Source organism: Pseudomonas sp. C1C7 (assembly GCF_013359595.1).
GTDB lineage: Bacteria > Pseudomonadota > Gammaproteobacteria > Pseudomonadales > Pseudomonadaceae > Aquipseudomonas.
Window position 1 is genome coordinate 69722 of record NZ_JABFMP010000012.1, and the last position, 14745, is coordinate 84466.

The 14745-nt window shown below is 62.0% G+C and carries 12 protein-coding genes; 5 read left to right on the forward strand and 7 right to left on the reverse strand.

From position 1 onward, the window contains the following. Nucleotides 1-151: 151 nt before the first annotated feature. From lpdA to HNO86_RS12500, 4 genes are read right to left on the reverse strand one after another with little or no spacing between them, the layout of a single operon-like run. The gene (lpdA, locus tag HNO86_RS12485; protein WP_175377258.1) at nt 152-1534 is read right to left on the reverse strand and encodes a dihydrolipoyl dehydrogenase; all 1383 of its coding nucleotides are present in this window, start codon (nt 1532-1534) and stop codon (nt 152-154) included. Between the two features lie 18 nt (nt 1535-1552). Then, nucleotides 1553-2839 (reverse strand): dihydrolipoamide acetyltransferase family protein, encoded by a 1287-nt coding sequence (locus HNO86_RS12490; protein WP_175377259.1) that lies wholly within the window; start codon nt 2837-2839, stop codon nt 1553-1555. Then, nucleotides 2840-3898: an alpha-ketoacid dehydrogenase subunit beta gene (locus HNO86_RS12495; RefSeq protein WP_175377260.1), complete on the reverse strand. Its 1059-nt coding sequence runs from the start codon at nt 3896-3898 to the stop codon at nt 2840-2842. 1 nt (nt 3899) lies between these two features. After that, on the reverse strand, nt 3900-5135 hold the full coding sequence (locus HNO86_RS12500; protein WP_175377261.1) for a 3-methyl-2-oxobutanoate dehydrogenase (2-methylpropanoyl-transferring) subunit alpha: 1236 nt from the start codon (nt 5133-5135) through the stop codon (nt 3900-3902). 185 nt (nt 5136-5320) lie between these two features. On the opposite strand from HNO86_RS12500, the gene bkdR reads away from it, so the two are divergent. Then, nucleotides 5321-5809, forward strand: coding sequence for a Bkd operon transcriptional regulator BkdR (gene bkdR / locus HNO86_RS12505; protein ID WP_175377262.1), 489 nt, complete (start codon nt 5321-5323; stop codon nt 5807-5809). A gap of 125 nt (nt 5810-5934) precedes the next feature. Here the strand turns inward: bkdR and HNO86_RS12510 are convergent, their stop codons facing one another. Continuing rightward, complete coding sequence (locus HNO86_RS12510; protein ID WP_175377263.1) at nt 5935-6798, reverse strand: MBL fold metallo-hydrolase; 864 nt, start codon at nt 6796-6798, stop codon at nt 5935-5937. Nucleotides 6799-7034: 236 nt separating this feature from the next. On the opposite strand from HNO86_RS12510, the gene HNO86_RS12515 reads away from it, so the two are divergent. The 4 genes from HNO86_RS12515 (at nt 7035) to nahK (ending at nt 13305) form a co-directional block, all read left to right on the forward strand. Further along, nucleotides 7035-7841 carry a sulfite exporter TauE/SafE family protein gene (locus HNO86_RS12515; RefSeq protein ID WP_175377264.1) on the forward strand — a complete coding sequence of 269 codons (807 nt, stop codon included), beginning with the start codon at nt 7035-7037 and terminating at the stop codon, nt 7839-7841. Between the two features lie 296 nt (nt 7842-8137). After that, complete coding sequence (locus HNO86_RS12520; RefSeq protein WP_175377265.1) at nt 8138-9322, forward strand: porin; 1185 nt, start codon at nt 8138-8140, stop codon at nt 9320-9322. Nucleotides 9323-9578: 256 nt separating this feature from the next. Next, the gene (gene nosP / locus HNO86_RS12525) at nt 9579-10742 is read left to right on the forward strand and encodes a nitric oxide-sensing protein NosP (RefSeq protein WP_175377266.1); all 1164 of its coding nucleotides are present in this window, start codon (nt 9579-9581) and stop codon (nt 10740-10742) included. After that, on the forward strand, nt 10672-13305 hold the full coding sequence (gene nahK / locus HNO86_RS12530) for a hybrid sensor histidine kinase/response regulator NahK/ErcS' (RefSeq protein ID WP_175377267.1): 2634 nt from the start codon (nt 10672-10674) through the stop codon (nt 13303-13305). Before nosP ends, nahK begins: the two co-directional genes overlap by 71 nt. 21 nt (nt 13306-13326) lie before the next feature. Here nahK and HNO86_RS12535 read toward each other — a convergent pair whose 3' ends face one another. Together HNO86_RS12535 and HNO86_RS12540 are read right to left on the reverse strand one after the other, a co-directional pair. Next, complete coding sequence (locus HNO86_RS12535) at nt 13327-13992, reverse strand: response regulator transcription factor (RefSeq protein ID WP_175377268.1); 666 nt, start codon at nt 13990-13992, stop codon at nt 13327-13329. A 56-nt stretch (nt 13993-14048) separates the two neighbouring features. Beyond that, a complete protein-coding gene (locus HNO86_RS12540) occupies nt 14049-14606 on the reverse strand; it encodes a PQQ-dependent catabolism-associated CXXCW motif protein (RefSeq protein WP_175377269.1) in 558 nt (185 codons plus the stop codon). Between the last annotated feature and the right edge of the window lie 139 nt (nt 14607-14745).

The window sequence follows — 14745 nt, forward strand, 5'->3', positions numbered from 1 at the left end:
CGCAGCCCGGGCGATAGGGGGATTGGCAGATTTCTTAGCCTGCTCATCAAATTCCCCTTCCGGGAAGGGAAAAGATCGCAGCCTGCGGCAGCTCCTGCAGGAAAAATGCAATCCCGTGCAGGAGCTGCCGAAGGCGGCGATCTTTTGACCTTTATATGTGCAACGCATGCCCCAGCGCACGCAACGCCGCTTCCTGCACCGCCTCGCCCAGCGTCGGATGGGCGTGGATGGTGCCGCCGATGTCTTCCAGGCGCGCGCCCATTTCCAGGCTTTGCGCGAATGCGGTGGACAGTTCGGAGACGGCGGCACCCACCGCCTGCCAGCCGACGATCACATGATTGTCGCGACGGGCGACCACGCGCACGAAGCCGCTTTTGGACTCCAGCGTCATGGCCCGGCCATTGGCGGCGAACGGGAAGCTGGCGACGATGCAGTCCAGACCCGCGGCATTGGCCTCGTCCGGGGTCATGCCGACTACCACCAGTTCCGGGTCGGTGAAGCACACGGCGGCGATGGCGGTGGGGTTGAACTCGCGGGACTTGCCGCTGATCAGCTCGGCCACCATTTCGCCCTGGGCCATGGCCCGGTGGGCGAGCATCGGTTCGCCGCTCAGGTCGCCGATGGCATAGACGTTGCGCATGCTGGTCTGGCAACGGTTGTCGACCTTGATCGAGGCACCGTTCATTTCCAGGTTCAGCGCTTCGAGGTTCCAGCCCTGAGTGTTCGGCTTGCGGCCCACGGCCACCAGCACCTGATCGGTTTCCAGGTTCAGGGTGACGCCTTGCTGGTCCAATACCTGCAAAGTATTTGCATTGGAATCAAAGCCCTGGACGCTATGCTTCAAGTAAAGCTTCACGCCCAGTTTCCTCAGTTCTTCCAGTACTGGCTGGGTCAGTTCGGCGTCGTAGGCCGGCAGGATGCGCTCCTGGGCTTCGACCACGCTGACTTCGGCACCGAGCTTGCGATAGGCAATCCCCAGTTCCAGGCCGATATATCCACCGCCTACTACGATCAGGCGCTTGGGCACGGCAGTCGGCGCCAGGGCTTCGGTGGAGGAGATGATCGGCCCGCCGATCGGCAGCATCGGCAGGTTCACGCTTTTCGAGCCGGTGGCCAGCACCAGGTGCTCGCAGTGGATGCGGGTATCGCCCACATCGACGGTTTTGCCGTCGACCACCTTGGCCCAGCCCTGAATCACCTGGACCTTGTTCTTTTTCAGCAGCGCGGCGACACCGGTGGTCAGACGATCGACGATGCCGTCCTTCCACTCGACGCTCTTGCCGATGTCCAGGGTCGGCGCCGACACGTTGATGCCCAGCGCCGAATGCTGGCTGTGGTGCCGGGTCTGATGGAATTGCTCGGCGACATGAATCAGCGCCTTGGACGGAATGCAGCCGATGTTCAGGCAGGTGCCGCCCAGGGACTCGCCCTCGACCAGAATGGTCGGGATGCCCAGCTGGCCGGCACGGATCGCCGTTACATAACCGCCAGGGCCGCCGCCGATGATCAGCAGTGTGGTGTTCAACGTTTGCATGCAGCTCTCCACCAGAAATCAGTCCACAAACAATGTGGCGGGTTGTTCGAGCAGGCCACGCACGGCCTGGATGAAGAGTGCCGCGTCCATGCCGTCGACCACGCGGTGATCGAAGGAGCTGGAGAGGTTCATCATCTTGCGGATCACCACCTGGCCTTTGATCACCATCGGCCGTTCGACGATCTTGTTCACGCCGACAATCGCCACTTCCGGCAGGTTCAGCACCGGGGTGCTGACGATGCCGCCCAACGCGCCAAGGCTGGTCAGGGTAATGGACGAGCCGGACAGCTCATCGCGGCTGGCCTTGCCGTTGCGCGCGGCGGTCGCCAGGCGGGAAATCTCCGCAGCGCTGTCCCACAGGCTGCGTGCCTCGGCGTGACGCACCACCGGCACCATCAGGCCGATATCGGCCTGGGTGGCGATGCCCACGTGCACCGCGCCGAGGCGGGTGATGACCTGGGCTTCGTCGTCGTAGCGGGCGTTGATCTGCGGGAAGTCGCGCAGGGCGACGACCAGGGCACGGACCAGGAACGGCAGCAGGGTCAGCTTGCCGCGGGTCGCACCATGTTTTTCGTTGAGATGCGCGCGCAGCTCTTCGACGGCGGTGACGTCGATTTCCTCGACATAGCTGAAGTGCGCGGCGCGCTGGGTGGCTTCCTGCATGCGCTGGGCAATCTTGCGGCGCATGCCGATGACCTGAATCTGTTCTTCATCGTTACGTTGGGCGTAAGCGCCGTTGGCGGACGAAGCGTTGGACTGACCCTGGGCCAGATAGGCGTCCAGGTCTTCGTGCAGGATACGGCCGGCTGGACCGGAGCCGCGTACCAGACGCAATTGAATGCCCATGTCCAGCGCATGCTTGCGCACGGCCGGCGAGGCCAGCGGGCGCTCATCGGCGGTGCGGGAGACCATCGGTGTCTGGCAAACCGGAGCCGGACGCGGAGCCGCTACCGGAGCGGGTTTGCTTTCGACGACTGCTTCGACCTTGGGCGCTGCCACCGGCGCTTCTTTAACGGAAACGGCCGGTGCCGCGTGGTGAGCGGACTCCTTGACGTTGCCCGCACCTTCCACTTCGATGCTGATCAGCACGCTGCCGACCGCCATCACTTCACCCGGCTGGCCGCCCAGGGAAATCACCTTGCCATGCACCGGCGACGGAATGTCCACCATCGCCTTGTCGGTCATGACATCGGCCAGCACCTGATCTTCGACGACCATGTCGCCCACCTTGACGTGCCATACCGACAGTTCAACTTCTGCAATGCCTTCGCCAATGTCCGGCATTTTAATAACGTGCGTGCCCATTCAGACCTCCATGACCCGTTTCAAAGCCGCGCCCACTCGGGACGGACCGGGGAAATACGCCCACTCTTGCGCGTGCGGGTAGGGGGTGTCCCAACCGGTGACGCGTTCGATCGGCGCTTCCAGGTGGTGGAAGCAGTGCTCTTGCACCAGCGCCGCCAGCTCGGCGCCGAAGCCGCAGGTGCGGGTCGCTTCGTGAACGATCACGCAACGGCCGGTTTTCTTCACCGACTTGGTGATGGTTTCCAGGTCCAGCGGCCACAGGCTGCGCAGGTCGATGACTTCGGCGTCCACGCCGCTTTCTTCAGCGGCCACCTGCGACACGTAGACGGTGGTGCCGTAGGTCAGCACGGTGACGTCCTTGCCCGGACGGGCGATGGCGGCAACGTCCAACGGAACGGTGTAGTAGCCGTCCGGAACCTGTGCGGCGGGGTGTTTGGACCATGGGGTCACCGGACGTTCGTGGTGACCGTCGAACGGGCCGTTGTACAGGCGTTTTGGCTCGAGGAAGATCACTGGGTCATCGTTTTCGATGGAGGCGATCAGCAGGCCCTTGGCGTCGTAGGGGTTGGACGGCATGACGGTGCGCAGGCCGCACACCTGAGTGAAGAGTGCCTCGATGCTCTGGCTGTGGGTCTGGCCGCCGTAGATGCCGCCGCCGCAAGGCATGCGCAGGGTCAGGGGCGCGGTGAACTCGCCGGCCGAGCGATAACGCAGGCGCGCGGCTTCGGAAATGATCTGGTCGTAGGCCGGGTACACGTAGTCGGCGAACTGGATCTCCACCACCGGGCGCAGGCCGTAGGCACCCATGCCCACGGCGGTGCCGACGATACCGCTTTCGGAGATCGGCGCGTCGAACACTCGCGAGGTGCCGTACTTGTTCTGCAGGCCTTCGGTGCAACGGAACACGCCGCCGAAGTAACCGACGTCCTGGCCGAACACCACCACGTTGTTGTCGCGCTCAAGCATCACGTCCATGGCCGAGCGCAGGGCCTGGATCATGGTCATGGTGGTCGTGGTCATGGCGGTTTCCAGCTGAATATTGTTGTTGTGATCGTTCATGTCAGATCCCCAGCTGCTGACGCTGGCGCTTCAAGTGCTCCGGCATCTCTTTATAGACGTCTTCGAACATGGTCGCAGCGCTTGGAATCTGGCCACCGGCGAGGGTGCCGAACTGTTCGGCCTGCTTCTGCGCGGCGATCACTTCGGCTTCCAGCTCGGTGCTGACGGCAGCGTGTTCCTCTTCGGACCAGTGGCCGACCTTGATCAGGTGCTGCTTGAGACGCGCGATCGGGTCACCCAGCGGGAAGTGGCTCCAGTCGTCGGCAGGACGGTATTTGGACGGGTCGTCGGAGGTCGAGTGCGGGCCGGCGCGGTAGGTGACCCATTCGATCATGGTCGGGCCGAGGTTGCGCCGGGCGCGTTCGGCGGCCCAGGCGGAAGCGGCGTAGACCGCGTAGAAATCGTTGCCGTCAACGCGCAGCGAAGCGATGCCGCAACCCACGCCACGACCGGCGAAGGTGGTGGCTTCACCACCGGCAATCGCCTGGAAGGTGGAGATCGCCCACTGGTTGTTCACCACGTTGAGGATCACTGGCGCGCGGTACACGTGGGCGAAGGTCAGGGCGGTGTGGAAGTCGGATTCGGCGGTGGCGCCGTCGCCGATCCAGGCCGAAGCGATTTTTGTGTCGCCCTTGATCGCCGAGGCCATGGCCCAGCCGACGCCCTGGACGAATTGGGTGGCGAGGTTGCCGGAAATGGTGAAGAAGCCGGCATCTTTGACCGAATACATGATCGGCAGCTGGCGACCCTTGAGCGGGTCCTTCTCGTTGGACAGCAGCTGGCAGATCAGGTCCACCAACGGCACGTCACGAGCCATCAGGATGCTCTGCTGGCGGTAGGTCGGGAAGCACATGTCATCGATGTTCAGCGCCAGGGCCTGGGCGCTGCCGATGGCTTCCTCGCCAAGGCTCTGCATGTAGAAGGACATTTTCTTCTGACGCTGGGCGACCACCATGCGGTTGTCGTAGATCCGCGTCTTGAGCATGGCGCGCATGCCTTTGCGCAGAATCTCCACCGGCACGTTTTCGGCCCACGGACCCAAGGCATTGCCCTGATCGTCGAGCACACGGATCAGGCCACGGGCCAGGTCAGCGGTGTCCGAGGGTTCTACGTCGATAGGGGGTTTGCGCACGGTGCCGGCATCGGTCAGGTGCAGGTAGGAGAAGTCGGTTTTACAGCCCGGGCGGCCCGAGGGTTCGGGGACGTGCAGGCGCAGCGGTTCATACGCTTGGGTCATGGCTTCTACGCTCGATCTTGTGAATTTCTTGTAGTGAGCTGACAGATTTCGTTCGATGGAAGAAATCTTGTCCTACAACAATCATAGGCCCGGCCAAGGAGAATATTTCTCTCTGTTTCGTTGCACTGAAGACTATTTGCAGATAAAAAATCTGCATACGAATAAAAAGCAGGTGGTTTTGTCTCATGCGCAAACTGGACCGTACCGATATCGGCATTCTCAACAGCCTCCAGGAGAATGCGCGCATCACTAACGCTGACCTGGCGCGTTCGGTGAACCTGTCGCCGACGCCCTGTTTCAACCGGGTCAAGGCGATGGAAGAACTGGGGGTGATTCGCGAGCAGGTGACGCTGCTGGACGCCGACATGCTGGGGCTGCATGTAAACGTGTTCATCCATGTCAGCCTGGAAAAGCAGGTGGAGAGGGCGCTGCAGCATTTCGAAGAGGCGATTTCCGATCGCCCGGAGGTGATGGAGTGCTACCTGATGGCCGGTGATCCGGACTATCTGATTCGGGTATTGGTGCCGAGCATCCAGTCGCTGGAGCGCTTCATGATGGACTTTCTGACCAAGGTGCCGGGGGTGGCCAATATTCGCTCCAGCTTTGCGCTCAAGCAGGTGCGCTACAAGACGGCGCTGCCGTTGCCGGCGAACGGGTTGACGCTGGATATCTGAAGATCAAGAGATCGCAGCCTTCGGCAGCTGCTGCAAGGATCTGCAGCCGCCCCCGTGAAACCTGTGGGAGCGGGCTTGCTCGCGAAGGCGGCGTCTTCGCGGGCAAGCCTCGCTCCTACGGGAATTTAGAATTGATTCAAGGGGATTTTCAGGTAGGTGACGCCGTTGTCCTCCGCCGGCGGCAGGTTCCCCGCCCGCACATTGACCTGAATCGCCGGCAGCAACAGCGTCGGCATGCCCAACCCCGCATCGCGCCGGGTGCGCATCGCAACGAATGCCGCTTCATCGACGCCATCGCGCACATGGATGTTGTTTTTGCGCTGTTCGCCCACGGTGGTCATGCACTGCGGTGCGCGGCCGTCGGGCGGGTAATCGTGGCAGACGTAGAGGCGCACGCTGGCGGGGAAGGCCAGCAGCCTGTGGATCGAGGCGTACATCTGGTTGGCATTGCCGCCGGGAAAGTCGCAGCGCGCGGTGCCCACGTCCGGCATGAACAAGGTGTCGCCGATCAGAATCTGCTCGCCATCGATCAGGTAGGCCATGTCCGCCGGGGTATGCCCGGGTACGTGCAGGGCGGTGGCCTTGAGGTTGCCGATCATGAACGACTCGTCGGGGGCGAACAGGTGATCGAACTGCGAGCCGTCGATGCAGAATTGCGGCTCAAGGTTGAACAGCGTCTTGAACACGTTCTGCACCTTGCAGATCGACTCGCCGATGGCAATCTTGCCGCCCAGCTCACGGCGCAGGTACGGCGCGGCGGACAGGTGATCGGCGTGGGCGTGGGTTTCCAGCAGCCATTGCACCTGCAGGCGATGCTGGCGCACGAAGGCGATAATCCGGTCGGCCTGCACGGTGGTGGTCCGTCCTGCGGCGGCGTTGTAGTCGAGCACCGGATCGACGATCGCGCATTGCCCGCCATCGGCTTCGTGGATCACGTAACTGTAGGTGGACGAGGCATCGTCGAAAAACGCTTCAATCAAGGCAGGCATGGAGAGGATTCTGTCGTGGGCAAGCCATGAGGTTAGATTCATTTTCCCATTGCTGACCAGTCCCCCTCTCAATTCTGCGTCAATCAAGCCGACACAAGACCCCTGTAGCAGCTGGCGAAGCCTGCGTTCGCCAGCTGCTACATGAAGCGAGTCGTGCAGCGGTGGGGATAAGCATTATCCTGTTACTCAATCGATACCGGGCGTTCCCGGCCTTTGTCATGGATTACGAGCGTTTTATGTTGCTGGCGAGTTTTTTTGGGGTGGTGATGGGATTGGTGCTTGGCCTGACCGGAGCCGGCGGCGGCATTCTGGCCGTGCCGGCGTTGGTGCTCGGCCTGGGTTGGACCATGACCCATGCGGCGCCGGTCGCGCTGTTCGCGGTGGGCAGTTCGGCGGCGGTCGGTGCAATCGACGGCTTGCGTCATGGCCTGGTGCGCTATCGCGCGGCGATGTTGATCGCGGCGCTGGGCGCGGTGTTTTCACCGGTGGGCATCTACTTCGCCCATCAGTTGCCGGAAAAGGTCCTGATCATCCTGTTCAGCCTGCTGATGGTCATGGTCGCCGCGCGGATGTTGCGCCGCGAGCGCAAGCAAGAGGGTCCCAGCGATCACGGTCACGCCAACTGGGGGCAGAAGAACTGCATGCTCGACCAGCAGACCGGGCGCTTTTCCTGGACAGCCAAATGCACCGCGACCCTGGCCGCCCTCGGCGCAGTGACCGGCGTGGTCTCGGGACTGCTTGGGGTCGGTGGTGGCTTCCTGATCGTGCCGGCGTTCAAGCAACTGACCGACGTGCAGATGCGCGGCATCATCGCTACCTCGCTGATGGTGATCAGCCTGATCTCGGCCATTGGTGTCATCGGTGCGCTGCATGCCGGGGTGCGTATCGATGGCCTCGGTGCATCGTTTATCGCTTCAAGCATCATCGGCATGATCGTCGGCCGCAAACTCTGCGCCCGGGTGCCGGCGCGGGTGCTGCAGGTGGGGTTTGCCAGCGTCTGCCTGATCGTCGCGGCCTACATGCTGCTGCGCACGGCCCTCTGAACACCACAATCCTCTGTAGGAGCGAGCTTGCTCGCGATGGTCGTCAACGATAACGCTGGGTATATGACAGCCCGCGGTGCCTGTGCCTCCATCGCGAGCAAGCTCGCTCCTACAAGATTCTTTCGGTGTACGCCCTTGGTGGCTAACCTGGCCGACATCCGGTCTTACATCCTAATTCCCGCGCATCACCGTCCCCTCCAAAGCAGCTGAAAACCGCCTCCAAGGCAGCGTATGGCGCCATCCGTCCGCTTTCGATAATCGCCTCCGACACCTCGTCCCCCGTCGCGGAGCGCGCCATGCACAACAATAAGAATTTCACCCACCGTTTTTTACCGGCCTTCATGGTGAGTCTGTCCACCCTTGGCCTGAGTTCCGCCGTCCAGGCAGAGATCATGCTGTACGACAAGGACCAGACCACGTTCTCCACCGATGGCTACATCAACGCCTTCTACGTAAACAGCGATGTCGATCGCGCCGGCGACCAATTCGACCGCCGACAGTCACGGGTGAAAATGGGATTTCTGCCCAACTACCTTGGCTTCAACATGGGCAAGCAGGTCGATGACCTCAAGCTCGGCGCCCGTGCCTCGTTCTGGGTGACCATCAACGACAGTGAAACCAACGGCACCGACACCGCCATCGACGTGCGCCAGTTCTACGGCACCGTGGCCAATCCCGAGTGGGGCGAAGTGCTGATCGGCAAGGATTTCGGCCTGTTCGCCCGTTCCAACATTCTGCTCGATGAACTACTGGCCGGTTACGGTCAGGTCAGCGACACCCTGGGGCTGGTGGATGGTGGCGGGGTGTCTTTCGGCAACATTGGCACCGGTTATCCATACCCGTTCCCGACCTCGCAGATCACCTACCGAACCCCGGTGATGGACGGGCTGCGCGTGGCCGCTGGGATCATGGACCCGGTGGACACCAACGACAGCAGCCCGACTGGCAAGGCCTACCAGGAAAACCCGCGCACCGAGAGCGAGATCACCTACCAGTTCGACCTCGCCGGCGCGCAGATCTACAGCTGGGTCAACGGCAGCTATCAGACTTCGGACAACACCGATTCCACCGTCGATACCGTCACGTCAAAAGGTGTCGGCTACGGCGTGCAGGCGAAAATGGGCGGCCTGTCCCTGACCGGCTCGGGTTTCCAGGCCAAGGGCATCAACCCGTTCTTCACCAACAACGCCGGCGAGCCGACCCTGCGTAACGTCGACAGCGACGGCTATCTGTTGCAGGGCTCGTACAAACTGGGCAAGAACCGCCTGGCGCTGTCCTACGGCAAGACCAAGGACGATGGCAACGGCGCGGTGGGCAGCGGCGCGGACTACGAGACTCGCGGCATTGCGCTGTTCCATGACGTCAACGACAACCTGAAACTGGTGGCCGAGTACAACCAGTTCGAAATCAACGGCCACGACACCAGTGCGCAGAATGAAGACACCGATACCTTTGCGGTGGGGGCGGTGTTGAACTGGTAATCCTTCCCCACGGCATCACATCACACCCCTGTGGGAGCGGGCTTGCTCGCGAAAGCGGACGGTCAGGCAACATCAATGTGTCTGACACGCCGCCTTCGCGAGCAAGCGCGCTCCCACATTGGATCTGCGGCAGCCTGGAAGTCTGGTCCGGTACTAATCCCATCGAACCGCTTACCCACTACCCAAGTAGCATTCGTCCCACCCCGCAGCCTTCGTACACTCGTGCCTCATACACACGCACCTGCGGGGGGCGATGATGCAGCAGGTCCATAGCGAAGGTGTCGTCAGCGCCATGTCCCTGGCCACCGATCCGCAGCAGGCGGCGCAAGAGCTGGCGCGGCAGTTGTTGCACCCGAACCTGGGCTTCGTGCTGTTCTTCTGTTCCGCCGAATACGACCTGCCGGCGCTAGGCCAGGCCTTGCAGCAGAGCTTCGGCGGCATTCGCCTGGCCGGTTGCACCAGCGCCGGGGAAATCACTCCGCTGGGCTACGGGCGCAATTGCGTGACGGCGATCGGCTTCGACCATCGACACTTTTCCATCGCTCTGGAACTGATCGACGAAATGGAGCACTTCAGCCTGATCGACGCCCAGCAGATGGTCGAGCGTCTGGTCGGCGGCTGTCGCAGCAACACGCTGGCGCCGATCAAGGGCAACAGCTTTGCCCTGACCCTGCTCGATGGCCTGTCCAGCCGCGAAGAAATGGTGCTCGCCGCCCTGAGCGCGGCACTGGGCGCCATTCCGCATTTTGGTGGCTCTGCCGGTGACGACAACTACCTGACCCATACCCATGTGTATTTCGACGGCGAATTCCACAGCGGCGCGGCGGTGGTGGTACTGGTCAACACCTGGCTGGACTTCGAAGTGTTCACCACCCACCACATGCTGCCCCAGGCCGAGAAGCTGGTGGTCACCGGTGCCGATAGCGCTTCGCGGCGGGTCTTCGAACTCAATGCCGAGCCGGCCGCCGCCGAGTATGCCCGGCACATCGGCGTGCCGGTGGCCGAACTCGACCACCGGATCTTCGCCGCGCACCCATTGGCCGTGCGAATCAACGAGCAGTACTACGTGCGCGCCATCCAGCAGGTTCATCCGGACCTGAGCCTGAGTTTTTACTGCGCGGTGGAGAACGGCATCGTTCTCACCGTCATGACCACGGGGCCGCTGCTGCCGAACCTGCAAAGCCTGTTCGACGGTTTGCAGGAGCGGCTTGGCGATTTGTTGCTGACCATCGGCTGCGACTGCTTCCTGCGGCGCCTGGAACTGGAAGACCACGGCAGCCTGGAACAGATCGGCGCGTTTTTGCGCGAGCAGCGGGTGATGGGGTTCAACTCGTACGGAGAACAGTTCAATGGCATGCACATCAACCAGACCTTCACCGGCGTTGCCATTGCAAGGGGCCGGTGCCTCGGAAAACACTGAGCTGCGGGCGCAGATCGACGCCCTGCAGCACGACAACCGGAAGCTGCAACGGATCAACGCGGCGCTGATCGAGCGGATCGAGTCCGGGATCACCCGCGGCAATGATCCCTACGCAGCCTTCCAGCATTCGGTGGTGCTGGCCGAGCAGGTGCGTGAGCGCACCGACGCGCTGAACCAGGCCATGGCCGAACTCAAGGCCGGCAACCATCTACTCAGCGAAGCCCGCCTGCGCGCCGAAACCGCCCATCAACACCTGATCGATGCCATCGAGAGCATTTCCGATGCCTTCGTGCTGTTCGACGCCGAGCAACGCATCGTCCTGTTCAACAGCCGGTTCAAGGCGTTCTGGAGCAACGGCCGGGCGCGCATCCACGCCGGCATGCGCCTGGCAGAGGTCAAGCGGCTGATGCTCAACAACGGGATGTTCACCGAGGAATCTCGGGGGCATGCCGAGGAAAATCTGCTGTACCGATTGCAGGACGGGCGCTGGCTGCAGGTCAGCGAACGGCCGACCCAGGAAGGCGGACGGGTGATTCTCTTCACCGACATCACCGACGTCAAACTCAGCGAAACCGTGCGCCGCGAACAGGCACTGGCACAAAAGTCGCATCTGTTGCAGCGGGCGGTCGACAACCTGTCCCAAGGTGTGGCGATGGTCAATGCCGAGGGCATTCTTGAACTGTGGAACCGCCGGTTTCTTGAGCTCAGCGGTCTGGCGCCGGTGGCCGCGCATCGGCCGTTCGCCGAGGTGATCGCCGACAGCGAATTGACCCTGCTGACCCCGGCCAGCCGTGGCCTCAACGGGCGGCCGGTAAGGGAGTGCGAACAGCGCATGCACGATGGCCGGGTCCTGGAAATCCGTACCCATCCGCTGCCCACCGGCGGTTTCGTCAACACGTTCACCGACATCACCGAACGCTACCAGCACGCCGAAGCCCTGAGCGAAAGTGAGCGCTGGATCCGCCTGATCACCGACCATGTGCCGGCACTGATCGCCTACCTCAATGCCGATCTGGTCTACGAGTTCACCAACAAGGTCTATGAAGAATGGTACTGCTGGCCGCGCGGGGTGATGCTCGGCCAGAGCCTGCGCGAGGTGCATAGCGAACAGCATTACCAGCGTCTGGAGTCCTACGTGGCCAGGGCATTGGCCGGGGAGAGCGTGACGTTCGAATTCGCCGAGACCAACGTCAACAATCAGGAGCGCTACATGTTGCGCTCCTACGTGCCTAACCGCCTGGCCAGCGGCGAGGTGGTGGGGATTTTTGTGCTGATCCGCGATATCACCGAGCGCCGTCGCACCGCCGAGGCCCTGCATCAGGCTTATCAGAATCTTGAGTTGCGGGTTCGCGAGCGTACGGCCGAATTGACCGACCTCAACCACCAGTTGCGCCGGGAAATCGATGAGCGTCGCCGGGTCGAGTCGCGTTTGCTCGAGGCCAAGCTGGAAGCGGAGCAGGCCAACCTGTCGAAGACCAAGTTCCTTGCTGCCGTCAGTCACGACCTGCTGCAACCGTTGAACGCCGCCCGGCTGTTCACCAGCGCCTTGCTGGAGCGGCGCGAGCCGATGTCCAACGAAATTCTGGTGCGTAATGTCAGCAACTCCCTGGAAGATGTGGAGACCCTGTTGGGTACGCTGGTGGATATTTCCAAGCTCGATGCCGGTGTGATCAAGGCCGATATCGCGCCGTTCGCCTTGAGCGAGCTGCTGGAAAACCTCGCCGCCGAATACACCCAGGTGGCGCGCAGCGAAGGCCTGCAACTGCATTTCATTGGTTGCTCGGCGCTGGTGCGCAGTGACATTCAATTGCTCGCGCGGATCCTGCGCAATCTGCTCAGTAATGCCATTCGCTACACCTACAGCGGCCGTGTGGTGCTGGGGTGTCGGCGTCATCACCAACGTTTGTCGATTGAGGTCTGGGACAGCGGCATGGGCATTGCCGAGGAGCGCCTGGAAGAAATTTTCCAGGAGTTCAAGCGCGGCGATGTGCAGCGTCCGGATCAGGATCGCGGTCTGGGGTTGGGGCTGGCGATCGTCGAGAAGATCGCCGGCATTCTCGGGCACCGCATTCAGGTGCGCTCATGGCCGGGCAAGGGTTCGATGTTTTCCGTGGAGGTGCCATTGAGCGCCACCGCTCCCAAACCGTTGCCGAGCCCGCCGATGAGCGAGCCGATGCTGGAACGGCTGCGCGGCGCGAAAGTCTGGGTGCTGGACAATGACGCCACCATTTGCGCCGGCATGCGTACGTTGCTGGAGGGCTGGGGGTGCCGGGTGGTGACGGCGCTGTCGGAAGAAGATCTGGCGCGGCAGGTGGACAACTACCATGCCGAGGCGGACTTGCTGATCGCCGACTATCACCTGGACAACGACCGCAACGGCGTCGACGCCGTGGCCCGGATCAACGCCCGCCGGGCCTGCTCGATCCCGGTGATGATGATCACCGCCAACTACAGCAACGACCTCAAACAGCAGATCCGCGAACTGGGCCATACGCTGATGCACAAGCCGGTGCGGCCGATGAAACTGAAAACAGCGATGAGCCATTTGCTAGGCCCTCTGTAGGAGCGAGCAGGGTTTGGGTGTTCACCTTCTCAGATACGACCCGAAATCAATATCCCCGGCACTCAGTATCGCCTGCACGCGGTTATGCACATTGAGCTTGCGCAGGATCGCCGAGACGTGGGCCTTGACCGTGGTTTCGGCGATTTCCAGGGTGTAGGCAATCTGTTTGTTCGATTCGCCCTTGGTCATCCGCTCCAGCACTTGCAACTGCTTGCGGGTCAGGGCTTGCAACAGTTCCGGCGGGATGCTCGGGGTATCGCTCATGCGTCGGTGCGAGCTGCTGTTGCCGGTGCGGATGATGTCCGGCGGCAGGTAGACGTTGCCGTTGAGGATCTGCTGGATCGCGTCGGTCATCTGCGTGCGGGGCGAGGATTTGGTAATGAAGCCCACCGCACCATAGGTGATGGCTTGCAGAACGATCTGCTTGTCCTGCTCGGCGGAGACGATCACCACGGGGATGGTCGGCGCTTCGTTGCGCAAGTTGATCAGGCCATTGAGGCCGTGCATGCCGGGCATGTTCAGGTCGAGAAGAATCAAGTCCAGGTCATCGTGTTCCTGGGTAAGGGCCAGGGCGCTGTCGAGGTCGGCCGTTTCCATGACCTCGCTGCCGTGAAAACCATCGCTGATGACGTTATGTATGGCCTCGCGAAACAGCGGGTGATCGTCGGCAATCAGAATTTTGTACATGGCCTTTCACCTCATTATTTTGATTATGGTGTGGCAACAACACGCAGGCGTAAAGCTCAGGGGAAGGGCGCGGGGCTGGCGGGGGTAACGGGCAGGTTGGCCGCCTGCCACGCATCCAGGCCATCGCGATACCAATACAGTGACTGATAACCGAGGCTGGCAGCACGTTTGACGGCGTTCCAGCTCAACCAGCAGTCGGAGCGGCAGTAGAAAACCAGCGGTTGCCTGAGGTTGCCGCTGGTCAGTTTGTTCAGGTTGTCGGCGAAGTAGGCCTGCCACTGCGGTGTCAGCTCACCGTCGCCGGTATTGGCCAGCCAGTGGCTGCCGGGCAGGTTTTCGTGGGGTTGGTCTTCGATGAAACGGCCTTGCAGCCATTGGCGGCGGTAGACATCGATCAGCAGCGGGCGCGGAGTTTGGTCGAGCAACGCTTGCACGGCGGCGGTGTCGACGATGGTTGCGCCTTGCAACTGGTCGGGTGTGGGGCTGCGGTACAGATCGATGCGATAGCCGTCGGGTGAGAACAGCGGCGATTGTGCGTAGGCGCCAACCAGCCACAGGCTGAGGGATAGCGCGGCGAGGGTGGGACGCAACAGGCGACGTCGGGCACGCGGCATGGGCTTTATCCTTATCGTTATAAGTCCATTACATGCCAGGCGGGGTGCGTTGGGAATTCGACGATAGACAGGGAAAACCAGTACTAAAGTCGTAATTTCCCAACGCTCCTACAGTGATTTGATGTTCGCCGCGTAATCT